At 34.4% G+C, this 23,233-nt stretch carries 24 protein-coding genes and 2 riboswitches; of the genes, 8 read left to right on the forward strand and 16 right to left on the reverse strand.

Going from position 1 to position 23,233, the window contains the following annotated elements:
• Positions 1–5: 5 nt before the first annotated feature.
• The 6 genes from NST46_RS21450 to map all read right to left on the reverse strand — a co-directional run bounded on the left by NST46_RS21450 (position 6) and on the right by map (position 5,319).
• Complete coding sequence (locus NST46_RS21450) at positions 6–566, reverse strand: biotin transporter BioY (RefSeq protein ID WP_341137740.1); 561 nt, start codon at positions 564–566, stop codon at positions 6–8.
• A 315-nt stretch (positions 567–881) separates the two neighbouring features.
• Positions 882–1,706, reverse strand: coding sequence for an SAM-dependent methyltransferase (locus NST46_RS21455; protein ID WP_341137741.1), 825 nt, complete (start codon positions 1,704–1,706; stop codon positions 882–884).
• A gap of 288 nt (positions 1,707–1,994) precedes the next feature.
• Entirely contained in the window at positions 1,995–2,231 is a 237-nt protein-coding gene (locus NST46_RS21460) for a hypothetical protein (RefSeq protein ID WP_341137742.1), read from the reverse strand.
• 184 nt (positions 2,232–2,415) lie between these two features.
• Entirely contained in the window at positions 2,416–2,646 is a 231-nt protein-coding gene (locus tag NST46_RS21465) for a hypothetical protein (protein ID WP_095310014.1), read from the reverse strand.
• 249 nt (positions 2,647–2,895) lie between these two features.
• Positions 2,896–4,266, reverse strand: a complete 1,371-nt coding sequence (locus NST46_RS21470) for an FAD-dependent oxidoreductase (protein WP_341137743.1) — start codon at positions 4,264–4,266, stop codon at positions 2,896–2,898.
• Between the two features lie 312 nt (positions 4,267–4,578).
• Positions 4,579–5,319: a type I methionyl aminopeptidase gene (map, locus tag NST46_RS21475; protein WP_095310018.1), complete on the reverse strand. Its 741-nt coding sequence runs from the start codon at positions 5,317–5,319 to the stop codon at positions 4,579–4,581.
• A gap of 382 nt (positions 5,320–5,701) precedes the next feature.
• On the opposite strand from map, the gene NST46_RS21480 reads away from it, so the two are divergent.
• The gene (locus NST46_RS21480; protein ID WP_341137744.1) at positions 5,702–5,905 is read left to right on the forward strand and encodes a hypothetical protein; all 204 of its coding nucleotides are present in this window, start codon (positions 5,702–5,704) and stop codon (positions 5,903–5,905) included.
• A 324-nt stretch (positions 5,906–6,229) separates the two neighbouring features.
• Positions 6,230–6,643 carry a helix-turn-helix domain-containing protein gene (locus NST46_RS21485; RefSeq protein WP_303451161.1) on the forward strand — a complete coding sequence of 138 codons (414 nt, stop codon included), beginning with the start codon at positions 6,230–6,232 and terminating at the stop codon, positions 6,641–6,643.
• A gap of 629 nt (positions 6,644–7,272) precedes the next feature.
• Here NST46_RS21485 and NST46_RS21490 read toward each other — a convergent pair.
• From NST46_RS21490 to NST46_RS21500, 3 genes are all read right to left on the reverse strand, one after another.
• Positions 7,273–7,620 (reverse strand): MFS transporter, encoded by a 348-nt coding sequence (locus NST46_RS21490; RefSeq protein ID WP_341137745.1) that lies wholly within the window; start codon positions 7,618–7,620, stop codon positions 7,273–7,275.
• Between the two features lie 326 nt (positions 7,621–7,946).
• Positions 7,947–8,327, reverse strand: a complete 381-nt coding sequence (locus tag NST46_RS21495) for a cupredoxin domain-containing protein (RefSeq protein ID WP_341137746.1) — start codon at positions 8,325–8,327, stop codon at positions 7,947–7,949.
• Between the two features lie 632 nt (positions 8,328–8,959).
• The gene (locus NST46_RS21500; protein WP_095310026.1) at positions 8,960–9,499 is read right to left on the reverse strand and encodes a hypothetical protein; all 540 of its coding nucleotides are present in this window, start codon (positions 9,497–9,499) and stop codon (positions 8,960–8,962) included.
• A gap of 91 nt (positions 9,500–9,590) precedes the next feature.
• Between NST46_RS21500 and NST46_RS21505 the strand changes: the two genes are divergently transcribed.
• From NST46_RS21505 to NST46_RS21515, 3 genes are all read left to right on the forward strand, one after another.
• The gene (locus tag NST46_RS21505) at positions 9,591–10,187 is read left to right on the forward strand and encodes a TetR/AcrR family transcriptional regulator (protein ID WP_095310028.1); all 597 of its coding nucleotides are present in this window, start codon (positions 9,591–9,593) and stop codon (positions 10,185–10,187) included.
• Between the two features lie 464 nt (positions 10,188–10,651).
• Positions 10,652–10,698, forward strand: a riboswitch (PreQ1 riboswitch).
• Positions 10,699–10,941: 243 nt separating this feature from the next.
• Positions 10,942–10,985, forward strand: a riboswitch (PreQ1 riboswitch).
• 44 nt (positions 10,986–11,029) lie between these two features.
• A complete protein-coding gene (gene queC, locus NST46_RS21510; RefSeq protein ID WP_095310030.1) occupies positions 11,030–11,689 on the forward strand; it encodes a 7-cyano-7-deazaguanine synthase QueC in 660 nt (219 codons plus the stop codon).
• A gap of 2 nt (positions 11,690–11,691) precedes the next feature.
• Positions 11,692–12,234 carry a VUT family protein gene (locus tag NST46_RS21515; RefSeq protein ID WP_118888613.1) on the forward strand — a complete coding sequence of 181 codons (543 nt, stop codon included), beginning with the start codon at positions 11,692–11,694 and terminating at the stop codon, positions 12,232–12,234.
• 304 nt (positions 12,235–12,538) lie between these two features.
• Here the strand turns inward: NST46_RS21515 and NST46_RS21520 are convergent, their stop codons facing one another.
• The 6 genes from NST46_RS21520 to NST46_RS21545 form a co-directional block, all read right to left on the reverse strand.
• Positions 12,539–13,330, reverse strand: coding sequence for a phosphotransferase (locus tag NST46_RS21520; RefSeq protein ID WP_095310034.1), 792 nt, complete (start codon positions 13,328–13,330; stop codon positions 12,539–12,541).
• Positions 13,331–13,567: 237 nt separating this feature from the next.
• Positions 13,568–14,152, reverse strand: a complete 585-nt coding sequence (locus NST46_RS21525; protein ID WP_095310036.1) for a GNAT family N-acetyltransferase — start codon at positions 14,150–14,152, stop codon at positions 13,568–13,570.
• Positions 14,153–14,364: 212 nt separating this feature from the next.
• Complete coding sequence (locus NST46_RS21530) at positions 14,365–15,057, reverse strand: hypothetical protein (RefSeq protein WP_118888612.1); 693 nt, start codon at positions 15,055–15,057, stop codon at positions 14,365–14,367.
• Positions 15,058–15,966: 909 nt separating this feature from the next.
• Positions 15,967–16,356 (reverse strand): hypothetical protein, encoded by a 390-nt coding sequence (locus NST46_RS21535; RefSeq protein WP_095310041.1) that lies wholly within the window; start codon positions 16,354–16,356, stop codon positions 15,967–15,969.
• Between the two features lie 288 nt (positions 16,357–16,644).
• A complete protein-coding gene (locus NST46_RS21540; protein ID WP_095310043.1) occupies positions 16,645–17,118 on the reverse strand; it encodes a VOC family protein in 474 nt (157 codons plus the stop codon).
• A 576-nt stretch (positions 17,119–17,694) separates the two neighbouring features.
• Positions 17,695–18,294: a peptidoglycan-binding domain-containing protein gene (locus tag NST46_RS21545; RefSeq protein WP_095310063.1), complete on the reverse strand. Its 600-nt coding sequence runs from the start codon at positions 18,292–18,294 to the stop codon at positions 17,695–17,697.
• 853 nt (positions 18,295–19,147) lie between these two features.
• Here NST46_RS21545 and NST46_RS21550 point away from each other — a divergent pair.
• Together NST46_RS21550 and NST46_RS21555 are read left to right on the forward strand one after the other, a co-directional pair.
• On the forward strand, positions 19,148–19,435 hold the full coding sequence (locus NST46_RS21550; RefSeq protein ID WP_341137747.1) for a hypothetical protein: 288 nt from the start codon (positions 19,148–19,150) through the stop codon (positions 19,433–19,435).
• Between the two features lie 45 nt (positions 19,436–19,480).
• Entirely contained in the window at positions 19,481–20,905 is a 1,425-nt protein-coding gene (locus tag NST46_RS21555; protein WP_341137748.1) for an ApeA N-terminal domain 1-containing protein, read from the forward strand.
• A 1,227-nt stretch (positions 20,906–22,132) separates the two neighbouring features.
• Here the strand turns inward: NST46_RS21555 and NST46_RS21560 are convergent.
• Positions 22,133–22,618, reverse strand: a complete 486-nt coding sequence (locus tag NST46_RS21560; protein WP_341137749.1) for a hypothetical protein — start codon at positions 22,616–22,618, stop codon at positions 22,133–22,135.
• Between the two features lie 412 nt (positions 22,619–23,030).
• Between NST46_RS21560 and NST46_RS21565 the strand changes: the two genes are divergently transcribed.
• On the forward strand, positions 23,031–23,216 hold the full coding sequence (locus tag NST46_RS21565) for a hypothetical protein (protein ID WP_341137750.1): 186 nt from the start codon (positions 23,031–23,033) through the stop codon (positions 23,214–23,216).
• Positions 23,217–23,233: the final 17 nt, after the last annotated feature.

Consider the following 23,233-nt stretch of genomic DNA (forward strand, 5'->3'; position numbering starts at 1 on the left):
TCAACTTAAGCTTTGACCTCCTTTAAAAGCGGAACACGCTTCTGTAATTTAATAGCTAGTAACGAAGCAATCATGACTTTTGTGAAATCACCTGGTAGATAGATCAAATTTAAGAGAGCTGCTTGCCCAATCGAGATTTCCATCACAAAAGCCTGAAACGGTATCCCAAACAAATAGATAACCAACATACCGCCAACAAGATTAGCTACCATTAATTTAAATAAGGATGTTTCTTTCATTTTATAGGATATGTAGCCAATGATAAATGCACCAGCAACCCAGCCAATGAGAAAACCAACTGAGGGTGTAACAAACACGCCCAGACCGCCTCTGCCACCTGACAATAATGGCAGTCCTGTAGCAACTAATAATAAAAATAAAATTAAACTATACGATGCATACTTGGGTCCAAAACGAGCACCTAACACACTTCCAGCAAGCATAACACCTAATGTTTGCAGCGTTATCGGAACTGGTGAAAACCCCAATGGAATCGGAGGAAATAACCCTAATACCCCAATGACTGTTGCAAATAATGATACATATACAAGTTTTCTTACATCCATTGTCAACCACCCCTGATTATAAGTTAACAATAGTGTAGTATAAATATCATTTTTAGTAAATTGATACGACCACTTGCTAATTTTGATGCATTATAAATAAGCGTTACGATGGTGAACTTTTAATATATTCTTTTCCTTTGTTAAATATTGAATTACACTATCTTCAACGTTTGTTTTTTAACTATTTCTTCAAGTAACCTGTCGCCTTAGCACAATAGCTGCAGTTTGATCTTATCTTCAACTCTTGCACCAATTAATACAATAAGAAAATAAGGCTCATTTGGTCTTTAGTTGCAATGTTTCTTAATCATCCAATTACTTTGCATATAGAATGAAACTGTTTAATGACTTCTCATTTTCATTTGACACATTCATCAGTTCATAATAGCTGGTAACCAATGTTTGAATCATCGAGGGGACATTGGCGAACTCTTTACGAATGCTATTGGCATAACTCTTTTCCCACTGTGCGTCCTGTAAATACGAGGCATCGACCATACCTTGTTTAACGATTTGAAAACCTGACTTTTCAAGCAACTCCCGAATTTGTTCTTTATGAAACACGTTTTGTATATTTCCATCATTCCCCACAAAATTCGCGTACAAGGCTAGAATGGAAGCAGCACAAAAATGGGCACGCTGCGATATGTGAGTAAAGTCAAGATCCCACTCTGCTAAGCATATACATTTCGTCATTCTACGCAATTTCTTAAAATAACGGAGTAAATCTTCAGGTCTTTTAAAATACCAGGAACTATGAGACAACACTGCCACATCAAATATTTCACTTGATTCAAATGATTCAAGATCCACTTCAAAATGGAATGTAATACGCTCTCCCAATACAGAACTCTTGATTACGTCTGTTGCTTGTCCTAATGTCAACGGAGCTCCATAGTCCCGACTAGCAATATCAATGCCGATAACTTTCCCATAATCTCCTACTGTATCTGCTAATGCTACGGATGTATCACCCTGTCCAAAGCCAATTTCTAGTACACTCATTCCCTTTTTAACTTCAAATGCTTCCATTAAATCCAAACGGTGTTGCAGTTGGACTTGTTGTATTTTATCTGTTTCAAAGAGCTTATATTTAGATAAAAACGTTGTTGTTTTACTGTTTAACTCAACAAATGTCATTGTCCACCTCCAGATTACTTAATGACTTATTCTGTTTCTAGATAATTTCAAGCACTTTAGACAAATATTATAGTCATTCACTAAACAGTAATTCCCTTGTTAAAACAAACCTGCCATTTAGTACAATAATCGAACGTCAATCGATCTTTCGTTAAAGCACCGTATAGTTGAAGTAGGAAAGAGAAGTTTATTTCACAATCGTGCCCAGTTCTTGAATTCTTTTTCTGCTTTTAGCTGGTAATACCACAGATGTTAGTTAAAAAATACCTTCTTTAAATTTTCCTTACCCTAACAATTTGTTTCCTCGGCTTCTAGTAATTCACCGCTTTGGTCATCTACTTGAACAGCACCAAACTCACAATTCTTATCGATTTCCCATTCAACGATGTACTTTCCTCTACTGTTGCTCACTGATTTTATTTTAATTTTAATTTCGACTTTGTTTCGGTCTTCAGTAAGATGTTGCAAAACAATTGCTTCTGCTTTGGCTTGAGTAATTTTAGGTTCTGAAACATCATGACGCACCCAACTGTAATTAATAAAAGAATGATCAAGAAAATAAGTCTTTTACAGTCAATTTGCCTCCTTTTCGTATTAGACGGTGCAATATCAAAAGATGTTTAAAATTACCTGTCTGATTGATTATAAATATTCAACAAAAAAGGATAGGATCGCACCCATTTGTTTAAGTTCTTTTTGAAACCAACAGTTATCCAAAGTGATTATGAAACCACCAAACAATAAGAATCATACTCACTATTCCCCAAGCTGTGGTACTCACTATCCACCAAATTATGGATGTAGCTTTTGTTGAACTTTCCTCGTCTTCCATACTTGTTGTTATAAAAGCGAGCTTACTTTCCATACCTTTTTTCATAGAAGTAAGAACAACAAATCCGATTATTATGAAACCAATAGTTATCCAGAGTAATAAGTCCACCTTTTATACCTCCCTTTGTTGTGAATTACTTTCCTTTCAATCTTCTATATTCAATTATCCTCCCCCGTTCGTACAATAACTTCTATGTCAAATAGCGTTAATCCTTTTTAATTAACGCACCATATACTATAAGTACATCTTTTTCACAGTATTTTGTTCAGCTTATCATATATTTAAAGTTTTTAATATATTCAAAAATAAAAACCCGAGCATGCAAAGTGACTTCACATGCTCGGGTTAGATTTGTATTTACACTAATATTTGTTCTTGTTTCCTAACCTTTTCAGTTTCCTTAGCCATTGCTTTCAGTGCTACCTGATTTAGGAAATTTACTGGTTTATTGTAATGTGGCTGGAAAAAGAAATCGGTTAATGCCAATTGTTCAATCGTCATATGGTTGGCAATACCGACACTTATCGTGTTGATTGCCTGCGTAAAGTCGGCATCAGAAATGACTTGCGCCCCAACAATACGATGTGTTTCTGTTTCATACACAAGCTTTATTTGGATCACCGCATTTTCCGGCATGAATTCCGGACGATAATTATCTTCCATAGTGGCACTTGCTACAGATAATCCTGCTAATTTTGCAGCACTTTCGGTTAATCCTGTTGAAGCAATGTTATGATTGTATATTTTCAATCCAGATGTTCCTTGTGTTCCAGGATGTTCCAAGATAGGATTCAACAGATTATGAGCCACAAGTGTACCCATTCTTACTGCATTCGTTGCCAATGGAATATAGCTATGCTGTTTTGTTGCATTATTTGGCACAGCACAACAATCACCCGCAGCATACACATCTTGCACACTTGTTCGCATATACGAATCAACGATAATTGCTCCATTATCCAACATCTCTATTTGCCCTTTAAATAGTCCTGTATTCGGTCTAAATCCAACACACATTACAACTAAGTCTGCGTTATATTCTCCTTTGTCCGTGATTACCTTTTTAACAGTCCCGGTTCCTTCAAATTGGGAAACTGTTTGGTTAAGAGCAAATTCAATGCCCCGCTGTTTGAAGCTTGCTTCCACAGGGGAAGTGAATGTGTCATCTAAATAACGATTTAGAATTCTTTCTTCACTATCGATCAATGTGACGTTTTTTCCGTTTTCTTCAAACGCTTCAACGAGTTCCACACCAATGTATCCTGCACCAACAACGACAACATTTCGAGCAGATTCAGAACATTTAATGATCTCTTTTGCATGTTCAAAGTTCTTACATAGCAATACGTTTTCTAAATCAGATCCTGGAATTGGCGGTGTTACAGGCCAAGAACCAGAAGCGATGATCAGCTTATCATAGCTATAGCTTTTTGTTTCATCTGTTTTCATATCTCTTGCCTGGATTTGTTTCCCATCTAGATTGCAGGCTGTTACTTCATGATTCATATGCATGTTTACACCAAGTCGCTCGAAATGCTCCACAGAAGCGTAAAACAGTCCATTCGGATCCTTCACGACACCACCTACATAAAGAGCAATACCGCAAGAAAGGAATGAAACATTATCATTTTTTTCAAAAACATCAATCTGTGCGTTTGGGTAAAGGTTCACTATATTATTAATCGCTGCTGTTCCAGCGTGTGTACATCCAATAACTGCTACTTTCATTATTCATCATCCTCCAATTGTTTGTTCAATACTTCACATATTTACATCGTAAATATACTATATCACTTTGTTCATCATTTCACAAGTGGTGATGAGAAATTTTTTTGAATGTCACGTCTATGCTGCCGGACACATAGACATCATTAATTTTGTCTTTGCTAACATCGTTTACAATAAGAGAATCTAAACCACCTGCATTTAAATTCTCTATTTCATTCACTGCCTTTTATCTTAATCCAGGATATTTCTAATTATATCGGCATATTAGTTTCTAAAGAAGAAACAGAGAGCCAATTGTGTTGTATTAAGTTCTTACAATGTAGTAATAATCGGTCCTTCCTTCGTAAGAATAATCGTATGTTCGTATTGAGCTACAAAGCTTTCATCAGTTAGGAAGGTCCATCCATCTTCGGATTGAAAAACTTCTTCTTCAAATGTAGAGATAAAAGGTTCAAAGGCAATTACCATACGATCTTGTAAAATTTCGTCATCCCAACGAGAGAAGTAATTGAAAATATGTTCTGGTGCTTCATGAATCGAGCGCCCAACACCATGCCCGGTGAGATTTTTTATGACAGTTAAGCCATGCCTTTTCGCTACATTATGTACAGCTTTTCCGAGAGCACTTTTTTTCGAACCCGGTTTTGCCTTCTCAAGTCCAGCGTCGAATGCTTCTTTAGCAACGTCACATATTTTCTGCAAAGTTTTATCTCCCTTCCCAACAACAAAGGAAATACCAGTATCTGCGAAATATCCATTTTTAGAGCCTGAAACATCAATATTTACAAGATCCCCTTCTTGTATGATCCGCTCACTGGGAATCCCATGCGCTACTTCTTCATTTATGCTAATGCACGTAATCCCTGGAAAATCGTATTCTCCTTTTGGCGCAGATTGAGCTCCTGCCTTTTTAAACATCTCCTCAGCAATTTCATCGAGTTCTTTTGTCGTAATTCCAGGTTTCGTACATTGAACTAATTCATCTCGAATAGCTCCACAAATTTTACCAATTTCTTTTAGTCCATTAAAATCCTCTTCCGTCTTTGCAATCATCGTGGATCCTCACTTCTTTAAGTATTTTATAATTTTAAATTTTAGCAGAAATGGAACTGCCCTTTCTTTTTCAATGTGGCCGATAGTTGAACACAAGTTAAACAACACTCTTAAGATAACCTTCGTTGTCAGGATAAATACAATTCCATGTCTTTAATTATAAAAAAACTTAACATTCCTGTCATTATAATTATAAAAGCTGTCTAATTTCAGGCAGCTTTTATTAGCCATTTGATCGTTCCATTTAATTTGATTCTTTATGTACGCCTCAAAACGGAATTATCCCAAAAGAAGCTGATGGATCTAATGGCAATAACAAACGCTATCGCCAGGTGTCATCCAGCTTTTCGTGTTGCATTTATTGTATTTTATAACAGCAAATTTGAAAAAGGAACTTAGAAACTTAAAAAATAGAAATGTCATCATGGTGATTGCGATTATTGTGTTTGGTCTTTCGGGGATTTTTACCGCTTATACATTTATTGAGCCGATGCTTCGAAAAATTGCTGGTTTTGATATTACAGGCGTCACAATCGGATTATTCTTCTTATTTTTGATTAGACTATTCAAAAGTAATTCGGTATAAAATTGCTGTTATTAAATAAACTAAGCAAAATTCACTAGCCCCTGTTTTTGTTTTTTTAGGACAGGGGCTAGTGGAAACAAAATTTAAATTTCATGATAAAAGACGTCATCATCTTCAATTTCGCTATATTTTTTATCAAAAAAGTTTAGCATAGTTAAACAAAATCACTCATATAGTTAAATGGAATTCATCCTTTTCTTCCCTTATCTAATATGTCTTCAACATATTCCTTTAAATCATCATTATTTTTACAAAACACAGGGTACAACTCCTTTAAAGCCTTTAATTATTGAATATCATGTACTTGAAAAGAGGTTTTTATACATGAGAATAGAAATTGAAATGAAAGATGAAACGTATGAAAAGATAAAGAATGTAATTGACTGGATTAATTTAGATAATTCATTCCGTGGGAGAAGTGATACTCCAGAAGCCAAAATTGAGGATTTTATAAAAGGAGCAGCCATTTCTAAATTATTGGATGTTGAAGCAATGTCCCCTGTACTAAATTCTGGGGGCTTGGATAGTTTAGAAGTTAAAAATCGATTTAAGGACATTGCGAAAGAAAAGAAAATTAGACAAGTTGATATTTGTAAAAGGACTGGACTTAAAAAGGCAAACCTTAGTTTGATCTTTAATAATGAAAAAACGTTAAGAGCGGACACTTTTTTTGCTATTTGGCTGGCATTAGGCTGTCCACCTATTCATGAGTGTTTATATATTAAAAAATCCGACTGAGATGGAGATAGAACGAGTAAAAAAACCCGTTTTTTTTATTTTTTTGGAATAGTACAAGTCACCCTCACCATACGTTTAACTAAACTAAATAAAAACAAAGCAAAAGTTTCTAATGATTAAACTTCAGGGGTTTATTAACTAATTGAATCACTGTGGTTGTATTGCAGCAACAGCAATTTGAAGATTCTAGATAAATTTAATGTGTGCAGGACTTTACCTGGTGGCTCATCCCTCTGATTCAAGAAGAAAGGGGCTGAGATAATGACGGTATTTGAAAGCTTGGTCATCTGTATGTCATTTGCTTCTTTGATCGTATCCGTACTGTCTTTTCACCAAAAAAAATAACCACCCATATCGCCCAGCCAGCAATTTGTGTGGTTATTTTTCGCTGATTTGTGAGCTGCCCTTTAAAAAGCTACTGCACAAACCCGCTTGGTGTTACAGCACCAAGCCTTTTTTATATTGTATGACTATAGATATATATTGATACCCGATTTTAGGCTTTAAAAAAACTTTGCTGAGGAGATTGTTTGTTGCTCATTGAACTTGCCTTAAATCACCTACTCTACGGGTATAATACAATATGACATGGTAAAACTAAATTGGATGATTATATAGATAATATGAAATTAAACAATGTCTCGTTCTTCCTTACTTGATTTTTCAGTGTCCCGTCTTCCCCATAACACATTCTGCATCACAATACCAAAAAGCCCAATCAGTGCTGTAATCATTCCTATCACTTGGAAAATAGTGAACACCCCAAATAATTGTACAAGGAATCCACCAGTAATGGGGGCAACCAGTAAAAGGATTCCATTCAGGGAATTGTACATTCCCGACATCTGACCTACCTTTCCATCTGGACTTTCCATTTGTAATATATAACTAAAAACTACACTAAATATACCAGTTCCTACACCTATTATGAGCGAGGCTCCAATCAGCCACCAATAACTCGCCCCTGGCCAAACCACTATATTCCATCATCTACTTAACAGTATGCTCAATTTGTCAGGGATATTGCTTTCAAGTCTACAACTACAACAAAAGAAGCGATTAGCGAATCATTTTTTGGCATGATATTGTCCCTCCTATTTTTACATGTGATGCTTACATGAATAAGATTACTGGTACTAGTCTTATTATAGCCGCTAATTAAATCACAGAAATTAAACCCAAATTTGCATCGAAAACGTATGGTAAAGAAGACATAAAAAATAAAGCGATAGAATAGCTCTCAAGCTAGACTATCGCTTATTAATGTGTATTAACAAAAAGTAAGATCATTTAATCCTGCTTATTATTTGATGATTACTTCTCCAACCATTCCTTCATTTTCATGAAACCGACAAATAAGTTCGTATGTACCGGCTTCTTGCGGTTCTATGGTAATGGTTTTCTGTTCTCCCGGCTGAAGCTCGGCGTCAATACCAAGCTTTTCCACGGTGAAGGTATGTTGCTTCTGACCTACATTTTCCAATAATAGTTCTGTCGATTCCCCACTAGCAATCTTAATCGCATCTGGATTAAAGAAATCATCGTGCAACTCGACTATCATCTCATTTACCGGCTCCATTGGCTCTGTTCCAGCCCCGCTTGCTGCAAACACATGGAGTGGCACTGAAATAGACATAACCATCATTAACGCAAGTAATCCAGCTAAGGATTTTTTGATAGACATATAATCCCTCCTTTCCTTACACTATTTTCTTCAAGTTATTACAAATTATTAGGATATTTATTTTAGGAAACATGAATGGTATTTAGGGATTTTAAAAAGAGCAATAAAATTTAAAATGGATTTCTTTATGATACAGTTCGTGAAAAAAGATAATGTTGTATGGAATAATAAGTAATATTGTTGTCCATAATTCTGGAACATAACATTTTAATACAAATGCCTGAAGGGGATAGATAAAGATATTTAAAGCAAAAATAATGTTGATCCCTACCCTAGGAATAAGTAATATTGATTGGTTGTTATTGTTATTAAAGCAGATGCGAGAATAAAGAGTATACCCACAACCAAGGAAAAACGAGCTGCAGTCATTGTTTCGAATTGATCGATCTCTCTTTTGACGAACGGAATTATTCGCTCACGGACAACTGGGTATGTTTTTTTACCATCTTTCAATCAGGATAATTTCTTCAAAATTATGAAGCATGAAGATGATTAAAAAGGACCAAATTAATAGATTGATATCCACAGACATCCACCTTTAAAAGTAATTTTATTCATTGGATTAACGGCAATCATAATTGTAAAAACAAATAGCCAAGTACTGCTTTCTTACAATTCAGTCGAAATATTTTTTACATTGTGCCTTTTTGCTTTTTCGGGAATAACGTATAGCTGATACTTATTATAAAATCAATGACCAAAACCAGCGTCCAGAACTGTATGGTACGTAACAATACTTGAGTCTGTGAATGATCGTTGATATAAAGAATAATACCCACTAATATTCCCCCACCGATTAACCAGGACAACAAATGACGATACCATCCCTCCCGTTCTTTTCTGGCATGTGCTTTTCCATATTTTATTTTCATCGGTTCATTACCATTTCCGAATCGATAACTAAAACGCGCATCCGCCCATTTAATCATTTGATGGCCAAAGGCTACACTTACTCCAATATAAATCGCAGCAATTCCATGGAAGATAGTCGCAACTGCTCCATTTTTCAAATCAAATACAGTTACAATAAGCAATATGAGGTCGACAATTGGTGAACAAATGAGTAAAAATGTTCCCAATCGCTTTTTCTTAAAAATATATCTAGATGTCAATCCAGCTAAAACAAACACCCAAAATCCAATCTCACAGGCTATAATCAACCAACCAATCAACAGGAACACTTCCTCTACATTTTATTTAATACGTTTGCATTAAAATAATAACAGAATGGTTTATTTAATACAAGTGTGTTAAAATAAAAATATGCCAAAAATAGTTGATCATTATAAACGAAAAATTCAGATCGCAGAAGCTACATGGAAAGTCATTGTAGAGGAGGGAATCGAACAAGCAACAGTAAGGAAAATTGCCGAGACTACTGGACTGTCCGTTGGTGCAGTAAGACACTATTTTGCATCACAGTCAGAATTGCTGCGCTTTTCCATGGAATTGGTTTCAGATCGTGTCAAGCAACGGGTAAAAACAAGAAAATTTCCAAAGGGTCCGGTATCGTTGGAATTTATTGCAGATGGTGTGTGTGAAGTTCTACCCATCGATGATGAGCGAAAGATAGAAATGGAGGTATGGCTGGCTTTTTCTGCAAAAGTACTTGTCGATAACACCCTCCATGAACTGAGCAATAAAATGTACAACGACATGCATCAAGGATTTAAGAAAGTCATAGAGACCTTGCAATTATTACAATTTGCAAAGGACGAACTTGATCTCAATATGGAAGTAAACAGGCTTCATGCAATCGTTGACGGTATGGCTATGCATCACGTATTGAATTCGAAGCAACTTACTCAAGAAAAAATGATCCAGACTTTAAACTATCACCTTCAATCACTTTGCAAATAAGTTATTCAATGCGTTAGTTTATTTATTACAATACCGCCTAAACCGTAAAAAGCTGATGAACTGTTACGACGATAACGAATGCTATCGCCAGGTATCATCAGCTTTTTGGATTATATCAATCGGCATGTATTCTTATATCTTAACCTAAAGAACTATTAAACATCACTATGTATATTCACTCATGCTGATCACCACTCAAGTCAACTGCTACTGTTTTTCTCCATTCAGCAAACGTTACAGTAGCCCATTGGATTAATACAGGTTTTAAGATTTCTCAGGAAGCATTTATTAAAGAAGTTATTCAGTTATCGCGAACGCATATTGCTTCTGTTAAGTTTGTTGGGAAGGTGTAAGCAACGGGACAGCTTTTTAGCAATTTCACCCTACTAATAGTGCTCACCTCAACCAACCATATTGACACCCTCCGCTTTCTCAGCTATGATAATTAGGAATGAAACACAGAATCGGAAGAGGTTCATAGCTGATACCCTCTATAAAAAACTATGGATACATTGACGATTAGCCATGTCCATATTGGATGTGGCTTTTTTTGTTAAAATCGTAGTTTGCTATAGCCTCTCTTAGTGTTTTTGAAAAATACGGGGAGGTTTTTTCATGTCTGGAAATAGGCATATATAGGAGTTAAAAGAATTAGACAAACAAGTATTTCGACTGGTCCTTTCCTGTTTAAAATCTAGGTTATACAAAGGTATGGTCATACATATTCCGAGAAGAATATAATCTTTAAAACGAATAAAAAGAGGTTTTTAGCTACCCTCTTAAAAAAACTAAGAAAACAGCCTTTCTTAGTGCTGTATTTTCTTTTTAAAAGGAGTTTTTACATGAAAAAAGATAAAGCCATTGTTGTCTTTAGCGGAGGACAGGATAGCACGACCTGTTTATTCTGGGCAATGGAACAATTTAGAGAAGTTGAAACAGTTACGTTTGATTATGGGCAACGCCATAAATTAGAAATTGAATGTGCGAAAGAGATTGCAGAAGACGTTGGTGTAAAACATCATATTTTAGATATGTCGCTGCTTCATCAACTTGCACCAAATGCCTTAACGCGAAACGATATTGAGGTAGCTGATGGAGATGAAACGGAGCTACCAAACACTTTTGTACCAGGAAGAAATTTACTTTTTCTATCCTTCGCTGGTGTGTTGGCAAAACAAGTTGGTGCTAAGCATTTAGTGACAGGGGTTAGTGAAACGGATTTTAGTGGTTATCCAGATTGTCGAGATAGTTTTATCAAGTCATTAAATGTAACGCTAAATCTGGCGATTGATGAACCGTTTGTAATCCATACACCGCTAATGTGGTTGGATAAAGAGGAAGTCTGGGGGCTTTCAGATGAGTTAGGCGTATTGAATGTCATTCGGGAAAAGACACTGACTTGCTATAACGGTGTAAAGGCTGATGGCTGTGGAGCATGTCCAGCTTGCAAGCTTCGAAATAATGGGTTAGAGCAATACTTGCTGAAAAAGGGAGAGAAATAAATATGTTACGTGTATTCTTTTATTTAATTTCAATTGTCACGGCTAATGTTATTACTGCGGCAATGATGCCTTTAGAGATTGGTATATTTATTATTCCTATGGGAACATTTCTAATCGGTGCGACATTTATCTTTCGTGACTTGGTGCAAAACAAGTACGGAAGAGCAAAGACCTATTTATTCATTCTTACCGCATTGATATTATCCGGTGTGGTCTCCTCTTTACTGGGAGATACATTAATGATTGTTGCAGCTTCCGCCCTATCCTTTATTATTTCTGAAACGGCAGATACAGAGATTTATACGAGGTTAAAACTGCCAATCGCATGGCGCGTATTTTATAGCGGAATTGTTGGTGGATTACTAGATTCCGTTGTTTTCGTAATTGTTGGATTAAGTCCACTAGGTGCAGGTTTTATCCCTTGGGGGGCCGTTCCAGCAGCAATTACAGGCCAGGTAATTGCGAAAACCGTTATTCAGCTGATTGGAGCTCTGGCACTAAATCAAGTGTATGTGATGAGAGCAAGAAGGGTAACAGCAAGCTAAATTCACGTAAACAGGGGGTTAGGAGTTTCAAAGGAATATATTTTGAGGTGCCATATCATATAAAATGAAATTGCCCAAATGACGTATGAATTGGCTACGTCATTTGGGCTGTTATCTCAATGTTTAATAGCTAATTCAGGCTGTTTTGCCATCAAAATATTAAAGTTCTTTTCAGATAATATATAGCTATTACGCACAGACAAATCGATGTCAATTGCATTGTCATTTAGGAAGTACCGTTATTTATTCATACAACAATTTCTTATGAAGCTAAAGAAACCTCGTTAGTTCAAAAAAATTCCTCTTAAATCCACTCCTTTCCATTTTCACGAATAAATTTAATATCATTATGATAATGTTCAAGATGCCCTGCTTCTATCATTTTTTGAAAAGAAATATCGCCTTCTTTGGCTTTTCTTCTTATTGTTTGACATAACCCCTCTAATCGTAGTAATACCATTTCCAGATAACCTTCCTCAATTCCTTCACCATAGGATTCAAAAAACAGTGTAATTCTTTGTTTTATACGATCGGCATGCAGTGAGGAATTATAATGAACTGCCTCACCTGCTTCAGAATAGTAAAATCTACTTAATGGGATACACGTGTAAAGAGTATAGGCTATGTCCCAAAGTTTTGGACCAGGACCAACAAGGTCAAAATCAATAATACCTACTGGTCTTTTATGATTAAAAATAATGTTGTATATTGCAAAATCATTATGGCATAGTACCTCAAATGGTTGGGGGGTATTATCTATTGATTGCCAACTCGCTTCAATTAAAAAATCACTCACGGCATCATGATAATGACGAAGCATTTTCGCTATTTCCTTTAAAACATCATTAGACCACATGTATTTTTTTAAAGGATAGTTGCCAGCTTCTCCTTCAATAAATGATAATATCTCTCTACCTTTTTCATCAATACCTAGAAACGTTGGTGCATAGCTGAATCCTTTGTTTTCCAAATGCTTTAATATCTTGTGAGTTTTAGTGCTTTCTCGCTTTAATTCTCGTCGAACAGTATCCCCTGAACGATATACTTTTGAGACGTTCCCTCCAGTTAGCATTTCTTCGTTTTCATAATTTGACACCTGAGAACCCCCTCCATTATTGGGACAACTAGACATTCTCAAAACAAATCCTGATTTCCAATAGTCCTACCTCTTTCGTTTATTAACTCCACCTTTAATAATAACGCAACATTCAAAATAAAGATTTTAAACATGGTGATTGTTCTAGGATCGTTTTTGTACTCTTGCACGCTATAGTTGAAAAAGTACTATATAAATTAAAATAAACTATAGAAAAATTATCTTTGCTATTTAAAATCACTTAAAATATTTTTCATAGCAAACACATTCATAAATTCGCTCGTTGTCTGATTCAAATTGCTCAATATCTTCTCCTACATAGTGAGCGAATGTATTTACTAGGTGGAGATTAGGTATGGTACTTTGAATTCGATTTTTCATTTCATATCCTTCGAAGTAAATATGGTAATAGGAATAGACTTTTTTAAACTGCACTTTTTCATACCAATTCCGTACCCAGCAATCATCTCGAGTCCATGCTTCAAATCGATTTAATCCTAAATTAGTAGCTCGCTTTTCTGCTTCTTGAAGAAGTTGCTTTCCAATTCCTTGGCGATAGTAGTCTGGATGTACTGCAACATGCCAAATCATCCCCCCTAAGCCTTGTCCTCTTGAACAGACAGTCTTTTCTTTCTTTTCATACTCTACATCAATGAGCCCGATAATTTGTCCGTTTAATTCGGCTACTAATTCAATTGCAGGATTTTCGTATTTTTCTTTTTTATTTAACACATTATCAAAGTAGGCTGTATTTAAAAATGATAGGGTTCTACATCGAACCCAACTGATTTCATCAGTATCTTTATATTCACGAATAAACATTTTATATTTTCTCCCATCGATACAGAATTTAAGACCCTCATAATTGAAGTGAAAAATATAACACCCTATATAAAAAATAGTTCTACACAATAAACCTGCCTCGATAGCTTAAAATCCGTTTATTTAAAAAAAGAATTTCACATTCTGGTTGCCTTATTTATCTCGTGCACCAGATCGTTTAATACATAATTTAAGGCAACCTGATAATTTTTTTACTTCGTAATCTTTGCTTCAAATTTTTCGTGTTCTTCTAAAAACTCCGTTGTAATTGAGTCAAAATCTATTAGTAGATTTATCCAATCATCCTTTATAAATCCTTTTTCACGGTATATGTCGAAGAATAAATCAGTATTTACCGTTCCTGTATCTGGATTTATTCCATTTATATTATTAATCAGGGCCTCCCTCCATAAGGAATTTAATGCCTGGATAGTATGTATGTGCTCTAGTTCATCCTCATTCAATTTAATCCTTTCATTTTTACTCAGTATAGTCGTCAAATCTGATAAATTATCAAGTTTTTCTTCATAGACAATATCCCACTGTATTTCATAAAAAAATGAATTAATATCAGACGCTGTAAATGCAGTTATGGAATTTAATTCCTCATCCGATGCACGTTCAAAAAAGTTAACCGCTATCATTTTTAATTCCCGAACTTTTACTCCGAAACTACCATTATAACTCAAGATCATATCCATTTGCTCCAATGTAATGCTTCTGGAATCAAGAATTTCTTCATACATTATTTGGTTATTATATAAAGCAGAAGACATACCCGAAACAGCACCTGATAACTGATGAGACATATACCTTACATAGTGTTGTTTATCCATATATTGATAAAATCCAAAACATAATATTAATAGAATTATTAAAACGGTAACGATCTTTCTATATTTCATATTCCCTCCTATTTCTAACGTGAATTCTACAAGTTCTTAGTCATACTATGCTACCTATTAGTTGAATAACTTTACTTTTTTCCAGTAGTCTTCCAGTTACTGATCGAGATTACTATAACCTGCCCTAAAATATAAATTACTGAAGTACCTAAAACCACAGTATCTCTTCCAAAGGGTTTAAACCAGCCTCCGTCATCAGATATAAAGAAATAACTTAATAACAATGAAAGGATGGTCATAAAAATGACTGATAGGAATATTCGAAGTAGTTTAACCTTTCTTAGCTGTAATCCAACAATTATTATGAATAGTAAGAATCCTGGGAATAGGAAAACTGGCTCTTGTCTCGTCAAATGGCTATTATATTCATAAAAATGAAATAGGAATGGAATTGGAAGTACTGGTAGTATAATTCGTAAAAATTTAATATAATCACCTCTTAACCAACATTAATACAATATTATCATTCTTATTGAATTACCTATCGCATTAGCTACTTTAGTAACTTATCTATGAATTTACTTGCTTATCCTTTTTGATGAGACCAACTATTACAAAAATAAATCCCAAACCAATAGATAAATTTCATAGCCACTTATTCTAAAACCCGCTTTATGTGGTACATAGTACGCAACAAGCATCCGTGCAATACCCAGTAACATTATTTTAGTAGAGGTCATCTATATCCCCTTATTGCTCTCTAAAAATTCAACAAAAAAAGAGTGCATATCCTTCTTTTAGGACAGTCCATTTAGTTGATTAAACAATATCATTAATACCCTTAACTAAACACAATTTTAATTTTGAAAAGTACCATTTGATTAGGTACTGCTCTTTCATAAAATGCTTCTAATTTCTCCAATTTCAGGTTATGCAAGTTTATAACTGTTTTGGGAACTTCAAAACTATCTACACTATAGTCATCTTGTAATACTCGCCAAAGCTCAAGTTCCTTCCATGTATCTGAAAATCCCCGAAATATGCTGCAAGATGGGAAACTACCTTTTCTGCATTTGTTACTTTATAAATAAACTTCTTATCCGTTAAAAAACGAGCATAAGGATTATGGAAATCCTCCTCGATAACCAACGGACTGTTTTGAAGCTCCTCTGGGAGATTAATTAAAAATACTTTCTTATTACGATCTATTTTACTTAGATCAATTACACGAATTTGTATTTGTTCCTCTTTAAATCCTATTTTAAGTAGTTCGTTGTAAGACTTTATCTCTTCATCTGATAATGCTTCTTCAAAGGATTTTAGTTTCTGATTACAAGCGATAAATTCGTAAACAGCCAAAATTTAACCTCTTATCCAAAATAAATCTTTAACAAACCTACTCCTATACTTCAATAAGAAAGAGCCAATATTCTCCTTACACTAACCTGCCCGTTGCATTAAGTACATCATTTCACAAAGTTATCTTACCATATATTATCATTACATTTAAGTCATATTTTTAAAAATTACAGCTTAGACATAATATCAGAACCTTTACATACAAAAAGGCGAGTTCTAATCAAATCTCGCCCTTAATAATCTTTCATTCTTAAAAATTACTAAATACAAGTAAATTTGCTGTAACGTTTATTCCTTATTGGCATACATAGTCTCCGTACTATGACTGTAAAGTTCAATAATATTTCCAAATGGATCTTCACAATAAACTAAATAATAAGGCTTCCCTTTCCATGTATTCCAGATCTCACTCCGCTTTTCCCCACCTGAATTTGCAATTTTATCCGCAAGTTTTTCCAAGTCATCTGCTATTAAACAAATATGAAAATAGCCTTGATAATCCTGCTTTCTTCTTTCTTCCATTTTTGGTTCTTGAAATTCAAAAAGCTCGAGACCAACCTGATTCTGCGAAACCAAATGCGCATTCCTCATTTTTTTGATGTTTTTACCCAATAAGTCATTGGTCATATTATGTTCCTTTTCTAATTCTGAGACAAAGGTATATGGCCCAGCAATTAGTTTAAAGCCCAAGACCTCCCCATACCACTTGATAGCTGCCTCAATATCGGGAACGGATAAACCTATATGTGTAATTGCTGTCATTATAAATCCCTCCTGATAAGCTAATTCCCTTTGTAAGTGGCTGTCACTCCCCGGATTTTGTTAAAATGACGGTTTAAGTAGTAAGGCTCTTAACCTGTTACAGATTAATGGCTAAGAATGCCTCCTTCACATATTAGCGTAAATCCCTCCTTTAATAGGGATTTCGATAAGGCAATCCAAGCATTAAAGCACGTACCTGCATTATGTAAAAGAACATGCATCTCTTCTGCACAGCTAACGATAAAGAATACGAGACTAGGCTTATACCTATTGCTTTTTTAAATCCTATCGAGGGAATATGGGGACATTTTACAGGTCGAGGAATCAAGAGAAAATGATTGATGACAAGCTTAAACTCTTGTTGAAGTTCATTACAAATAACTGATCATTATTTATAATTACTGCGTAAAAAAGGCTCTCAACATAAACGTTGAAAGCCTTGATAGCCTAAGTGATAGATACCAATGTGCGGGGTCGTAGATTATATCAAAACACTGATTTAAAAAGCTTTTGTCAAAGCCCCGAGAGATATAATCAGGGACTTTCTATTAAAAATTCAATCTATTAAGTCGATGTCTATCTTGGTTCCGATTCCACAACATCTCCATTTTGAAAAACATCATAGAATCCAACCGTGCCAGTACCTCCGTCATCAATAAAATCCTGACTTTGTGCTCTTAAAGAATAAAATAAGTTGCCGTCTGAGTCCTCATGAAGCTCGCCAGCGCTACTAAATACTAAATCATCATTATCAAGGGCATCCTCTGCATAAGCAATCGCTGTTTCTACTGTAAACAACTCTGCTTGATATTCGTCAAGTAGTAGTGTCCATGTATCAACACCGACAATCCCGTCCCGGACTAAACCATGCTCTGCTTGTAATTCACGGACTTGTTGGTCTGTATGTGGGCCAAAATTTCCATCGACTTCTGTTTCATGTCCAAAGTGATTTAACATCACTTGTATAAATTCAACTTCAAAACTTTGGCTACCCTGTTTGACAATCGGCTGTTCTTCAGGCGGCCAATTTAATATCGCTTCGTATCCTGGTGGTATTTCTGATTCTGATAGTTGAATCGAATCATTTTCCGAGGCTGCGTCTACAGTTTGAAAGGGAACAACTTGCACTGCTACAAGCATAACTGCAGGTATTACTGCTAACCATTTCTTTTTCAACATAATCTCCTCCTAAAATAATATAGACTTCGGCAGTCGCATAGGCAGATACGACAGTCGATCCCTTGTCATATCTTTTGTTATCCTCAGCTGATAGCCCGCACTATTATCCCGATGTATCGACGTCTGCATACAGATGGTGCATGGTGAGGCCAGTTTGGTCACAAGCGATAGGTCTATTTCCCTTTTTCCTTTCGCTCTCGACCACCTCCTTCGCCTTCTTATTCCAAGAGGTAATTAATTGAATATTTTACATATACCCTATTAAAAATGTGTGAAACACTTTATTGTGTACTTATTTTTATTTTTATCAATAATATTATCTATGAAACCTCAAAATGGCCATACATTTGCCAACCGCTATCTCTCCTATCTATCATTCGAATGTTGCTTTTCTTAATAGTAGCTTACCAGGTAGATTATACAAGAACATCTAGTTATCTCGTTCTATTGCTTGAATCTAACAAAGATTTTTTACTATTAGATTCTAAAATCCACAAAAAAACTCCTAAACCCTTAGATATAAAGGTTTAGGAGCCAAAATCCTTTTGTAATTTACTTAAATCATAATATCGATACCGGTGGTCGGGGTATAAAATATACCATAAACCCTTGTTATTACAATGTTTTATTAATATGAATGTGTAGAAAATGTGTAGGAAATTCCAACTTAGTATACCATTATTTTTGTTCCATTTTTCCACTTTTTAATATTTTAAGCTTGTTCTATAGTCGTTATGGGAACTTCATGAGAAAACGGGAGATAATAACTGTTAAATCGCTAAATATTAGATTAGGAGGTTTTTAGACTGACGTTGTAAAATATAGTTATAGCAATTGGGGAGGGCTCTGAATGGATAAAGCAATACCGGTTTATAAAACGCCGATTGAAGAGTACACAGTAGTTTCTAACCAAAGTAAAACAAGATATTACAAAGTTTGTTTTGGAGAAGTGGACTGGGGAAGAAATGGTGAAACAGAATATGCAGTATATGTACGTGTTGTTCTGTTGAAATATGGACAGATGCAGTATCAGAATTATGCAGCACACATCCTTGTAGCTCCTGGAGAAGACGGCAGAAGTGATCTTGACAATGTTATGGAGAAAATAGAGCTATTAAGAAAGAAACACCTTAGATAAAATGTTACTATTAATATAGACACAAATAAATAAAGGATGATCTAAATGGAAGTCAGCCTTTCAGCAACTGGATCTTGGAGAATAGATAACTCTGATAAAGAGTATTATGGTGACTTGTACTTAAATAAGGATGAAGGAGGAATAGCTCTCTATATTCGAATACCTAACAATGGACCTATTATGAGCTTTTTAGAACTTCCACTTAATATACCTTTTATTAAGGGTTCTACAATGAATGGTGCAAAAATAACTTTATTAGACTGTATAAGAATAAAAACTGAAAGTAGAATTGGTTCGGAAGAAGTGTTTGGATATCAGGCAAATTATATGCTTGATGGTGTTGACTTTGAAACTAAAGATGATATTAGATTTTCCAAAATGAAAATAAGCATACCTGGAATTATAGAATGGGGAAACATCTCTAATTATTCAAGACCAAAATACGATGGTAAAAGAGACGTCTTAATAGAATTAGACATTACTGAACCGATTGAGATTTATTCCAACGAAGTGTATTCCTTATCTTATTTTTTAGATTCTTCTTATCCAGGTTTTAATCTAGTTCAAGAAGAGATTACCTTAAAGCAAACACCATATCTTATTATTGAATCTAATTCTCTTCAGCCATTGGATTGGTTTATGAGTAAGGCTAAACAAATGAAAAGGCTTATTGAGATAGCAATGGCGGAACCTTTTGGATTTGATAAAATGATTATAGAATCACCTGAGATTTATTATGAATTTGATGATAATGAAAAAAAACCTAATAGAGCAATAAAAGTTATTCATGCTAATAGAGAAAATATCAGACAAAAAAGTAATAATCGTCGCAGACTTAGTCATGACTTCCTTTTTAGTTTGAACGAGCTTAGAAATGCCAACTTTCCAAAATGGCAAAGTATATCACCAGTTATGGAACCAATCATAGAGTTGTATATTGACAGTTTATATAATGAGAAATTATCTACTAGTCGTCATTTTCAAAACATGGTACAAGCACTAGAAACATACCACTCTCGTAGAATTTGCAATACTTTACCTGATTTTAAGAAAAGGGTTGAACAGTTAATCTCTATTAGACCTGAAGGCTTTAAGGACGAAGATAGAAATTTTTTACTAAATGGTAGTTATAAGTACGTCACTTTAAGAAGTCGTTTAGCTGATTTATTATTAGCAGACTATACTTTTTATTTTTATACTGCAGAGATACATCATCTCGACTTTCCTAAGGTAATTGCAGACACAAGAAATTATTATACTCATTATGATAAAAAGCTTGAAGATAGAGCTCTAAAAGGTGAAGATTTAATAAATGGTTTCCATATCCTCCGAAATATTTTAGAGTTTTATCTACTCAAAGAATTCGGTTTTGAAGAGGAATTTATTCATGAAAGAATAAGAGAAAGAATTAAGCCTATAATAATAAGTAACGATGTTAAGAAAGCTGATAAAAACCAAAGGTACGATTAAATATGCATTATAAGCGCTCCCTTTGACGGAGCGCTCGGTGTTTTATCTAATTTTTCTAGATAGGTTTATTTAGTCGATGTAGATTGTGATTGTCTGCAACGTTATTTATCTATTGATTTTTCCTTTCAATTCTTCAGGGAAAGGAACATACTGCTTATTATCAACAAAATAATAGTATTCTTCCATCTCTAATAAATTTTTTTGTTAATATGACCATGAATTTTACCTCCTGTTGGTTAGCCTCGTTACGTGAACCTACTTTTTTAAAGCCTAATTTTCCCGCATAGAAACGGTGCCGTCATTAAAGATATCGTAAGAATTATGGATGATCCTGTTCAGTATCGCTTCTGCAAACGCCCGTCTCCCAGTTTCTCATACCTGTCTTTTATGTCGAATTGAGAACAGAAGATGTTTGATTTTTTTGCGATATACCGCCAATTGATAATTCCTAAAATACCACAGCTTCCTCTTCTAAAAGCTTAAACAAAAGCCATTCATCAAGAATCAGAAGATCTATCTTGGTGAGTGTCTTGATTACTTTTAAATAACTTCCATCCGCTTGGTACTTGGTCACCTTAGGTCATTGGCATTCGCCAACGGGCCTGTTTCCTAAGTATATAATAGGTTTTATGATTAATAATAAACTGTTCCGCAAAGGTGGAACAAATCAAATGCAATAATCATTCCAAAAGATTCATTAAGGTTTAGCCTGCATTGTGAATAGATATTTTATTACTATTCATTTCTACAGGAGAAACATATATCAGCCCCTACTTTACATTTATGCCTTAATTGACTTAATTAGGGTTAAGTGTTGTGATATCAAGCAATCTTTATATGCCATATAGTTTCTTAGATTGACTTAAAGGACTGATCTAATCTACAAATTTTTATGTTCGTTTATATGTGAACTGGAAATGTTGGGTGAGTTATATTTTATTATGATTTATCATCACACCATACATTTTTGCACAAATACATTCACACTCATCTATATTAAGTGTATTATCATAACCATTTTACCTTATTGTAGTCATTTCCTGTATCTGTAAATCGTAATCATCCCTTCACCATATATCGTTAAGGATACCAAACTAAATGTTCTTTAGTTTTTTTCATAAAATCTTAACCTCATAATTATATTCGAAACAAGATATAAAAATGGGTTTAAGAATTTATTTCAATAGATATGCTTATATTATAAGTCTATCAATTAAACTTTTATATTTACTTTATTAATCCTACTTCTTCAAAATAACTTCTTAGTATTTGATTAACTGTATCAGATTTAGCACCTCTTCCACCTTCCTTGGAAAGCATATCTAGAACATCTGCAATATCAGCATCGATAAAGCATACTACTACTTCCCTGTTTTCTCGTAAGGCTTTTTTTTTCATGTTATCTTGCAAAGGAATATCTTCTTCTGACGTTTCAACTTCAGAATAAATTTCATTTCTTACTCTGTCCTCTGAATATCCTTGTTCTAAATGTATTTCTTCTTTATCATCTTGACGACCCTCTTCTAAATCAAATAATGCTTGTTCAATTGCAAAATTAATAAAATCCGTTTTAAATCCATGTTTGTTTTTGGCAAGCTTATTTAATCTCTTCAAAAGTTCTTTTTTTACTAAAAAAGTGCTCCTAGTGTGCGTATCTTTCATCGGTCTATTAGAATAGTTTATTAGTCTATTTATTTTATCTTTATTATTCATTTTAATCCCCATTTTTAATTATTCATTTTTCATTAATTTAAATTATATAAAGAAATATTTAAAGCTATTACTGAAATTGTTAAAGCTTACCACATCATGAAAATCACCTCCTTCACCTAATACAGAATTCAGGTATAACGGTATACCGTTATACAAATGTAAAAAAGCCCTTCTCAGAGAAATTCCTTTCTCCAAGAAGAGCTTTTTTATGGATATTGATATATGACAAGATGGGTTTAATACAAACATCACACTATCTCCTAGCAAGAACTTATTCACCTTTAAGTAAACACATAATACAGTAAATTTAATTATATACCATCTACATATTTTTATATACTACTTCTGCATGCCCAAGACAATATAAAAAGTTCACTAAGAAATAGCAAAACTATGTCCTGATTTTGTAACAATGTATAATCAGGCTTATCACGCTGAACAAGAACAGATAGACATGCTTTATGTAGTGGGGGCACAGAAAAGCTCTAGAGCTTCTATTAAAGAATTTGTTATAAAATGTGTACTGAAGAAGTTGAAAAGTATTAAAAGTAAAATTGGTATGCCTGAAATAAAAAGTTTGGCTGAGTGGGCAGTATAGTTAGATAATGATGACTA

The sequence above is a fragment of the Oceanobacillus sp. FSL W7-1309 genome (genome assembly GCF_038002145.1).
Classification (GTDB): Bacteria; Bacillota; Bacilli; order Bacillales; family Amphibacillaceae; genus Oceanobacillus; species Oceanobacillus profundus.

Coding starts and splice junctions, on each gene's coding strand:
- NST46_RS21455 (WP_341137741.1), bottom strand. CDS start 1,706: ATGACATTTGTTGAGTTAAACAGTAAAACAACAACGTTTTTATCTAAA.
- NST46_RS21555 (WP_341137748.1), top strand. CDS start 19,481: ATGGAAGTCAGCCTTTCAGCAACTGGATCTTGGAGAATAGATAACTCT.
- NST46_RS21495 (WP_341137746.1), bottom strand. CDS start 8,327: ATGTCTATCAAAAAATCCTTAGCTGGATTACTTGCGTTAATGATGGTT.
- NST46_RS21515 (WP_118888613.1), top strand. CDS start 11,692: ATGTTACGTGTATTCTTTTATTTAATTTCAATTGTCACGGCTAATGTT.
- NST46_RS21470 (WP_341137743.1), bottom strand. CDS start 4,266: ATGAAAGTAGCAGTTATTGGATGTACACACGCTGGAACAGCAGCGATT.
- NST46_RS21565 (WP_341137750.1), top strand. CDS start 23,031: ATGTATAATCAGGCTTATCACGCTGAACAAGAACAGATAGACATGCTT.
- NST46_RS21550 (WP_341137747.1), top strand. CDS start 19,148: ATGGATAAAGCAATACCGGTTTATAAAACGCCGATTGAAGAGTACACA.
- NST46_RS21540 (WP_095310043.1), bottom strand. CDS start 17,118: ATGACAGCAATTACACATATAGGTTTATCCGTTCCCGATATTGAGGCA.
- NST46_RS21505 (WP_095310028.1), top strand. CDS start 9,591: ATGCCAAAAATAGTTGATCATTATAAACGAAAAATTCAGATCGCAGAA.
- queC (WP_095310030.1), top strand. CDS start 11,030: ATGAAAAAAGATAAAGCCATTGTTGTCTTTAGCGGAGGACAGGATAGC.
- map (WP_095310018.1), bottom strand. CDS start 5,319: ATGATTGCAAAGACGGAAGAGGATTTTAATGGACTAAAAGAAATTGGT.
- NST46_RS21560 (WP_341137749.1), bottom strand. CDS start 22,618: ATGAATAATAAAGATAAAATAAATAGACTAATAAACTATTCTAATAGA.
- NST46_RS21450 (WP_341137740.1), bottom strand. CDS start 566: ATGGATGTAAGAAAACTTGTATATGTATCATTATTTGCAACAGTCATT.
- NST46_RS21525 (WP_095310036.1), bottom strand. CDS start 14,152: ATGTTTATTCGTGAATATAAAGATACTGATGAAATCAGTTGGGTTCGA.
- NST46_RS21485 (WP_303451161.1), top strand. CDS start 6,230: ATGAGAATAGAAATTGAAATGAAAGATGAAACGTATGAAAAGATAAAG.
- NST46_RS21530 (WP_118888612.1), bottom strand. CDS start 15,057: ATGAAATATAGAAAGATCGTTACCGTTTTAATAATTCTATTAATATTA.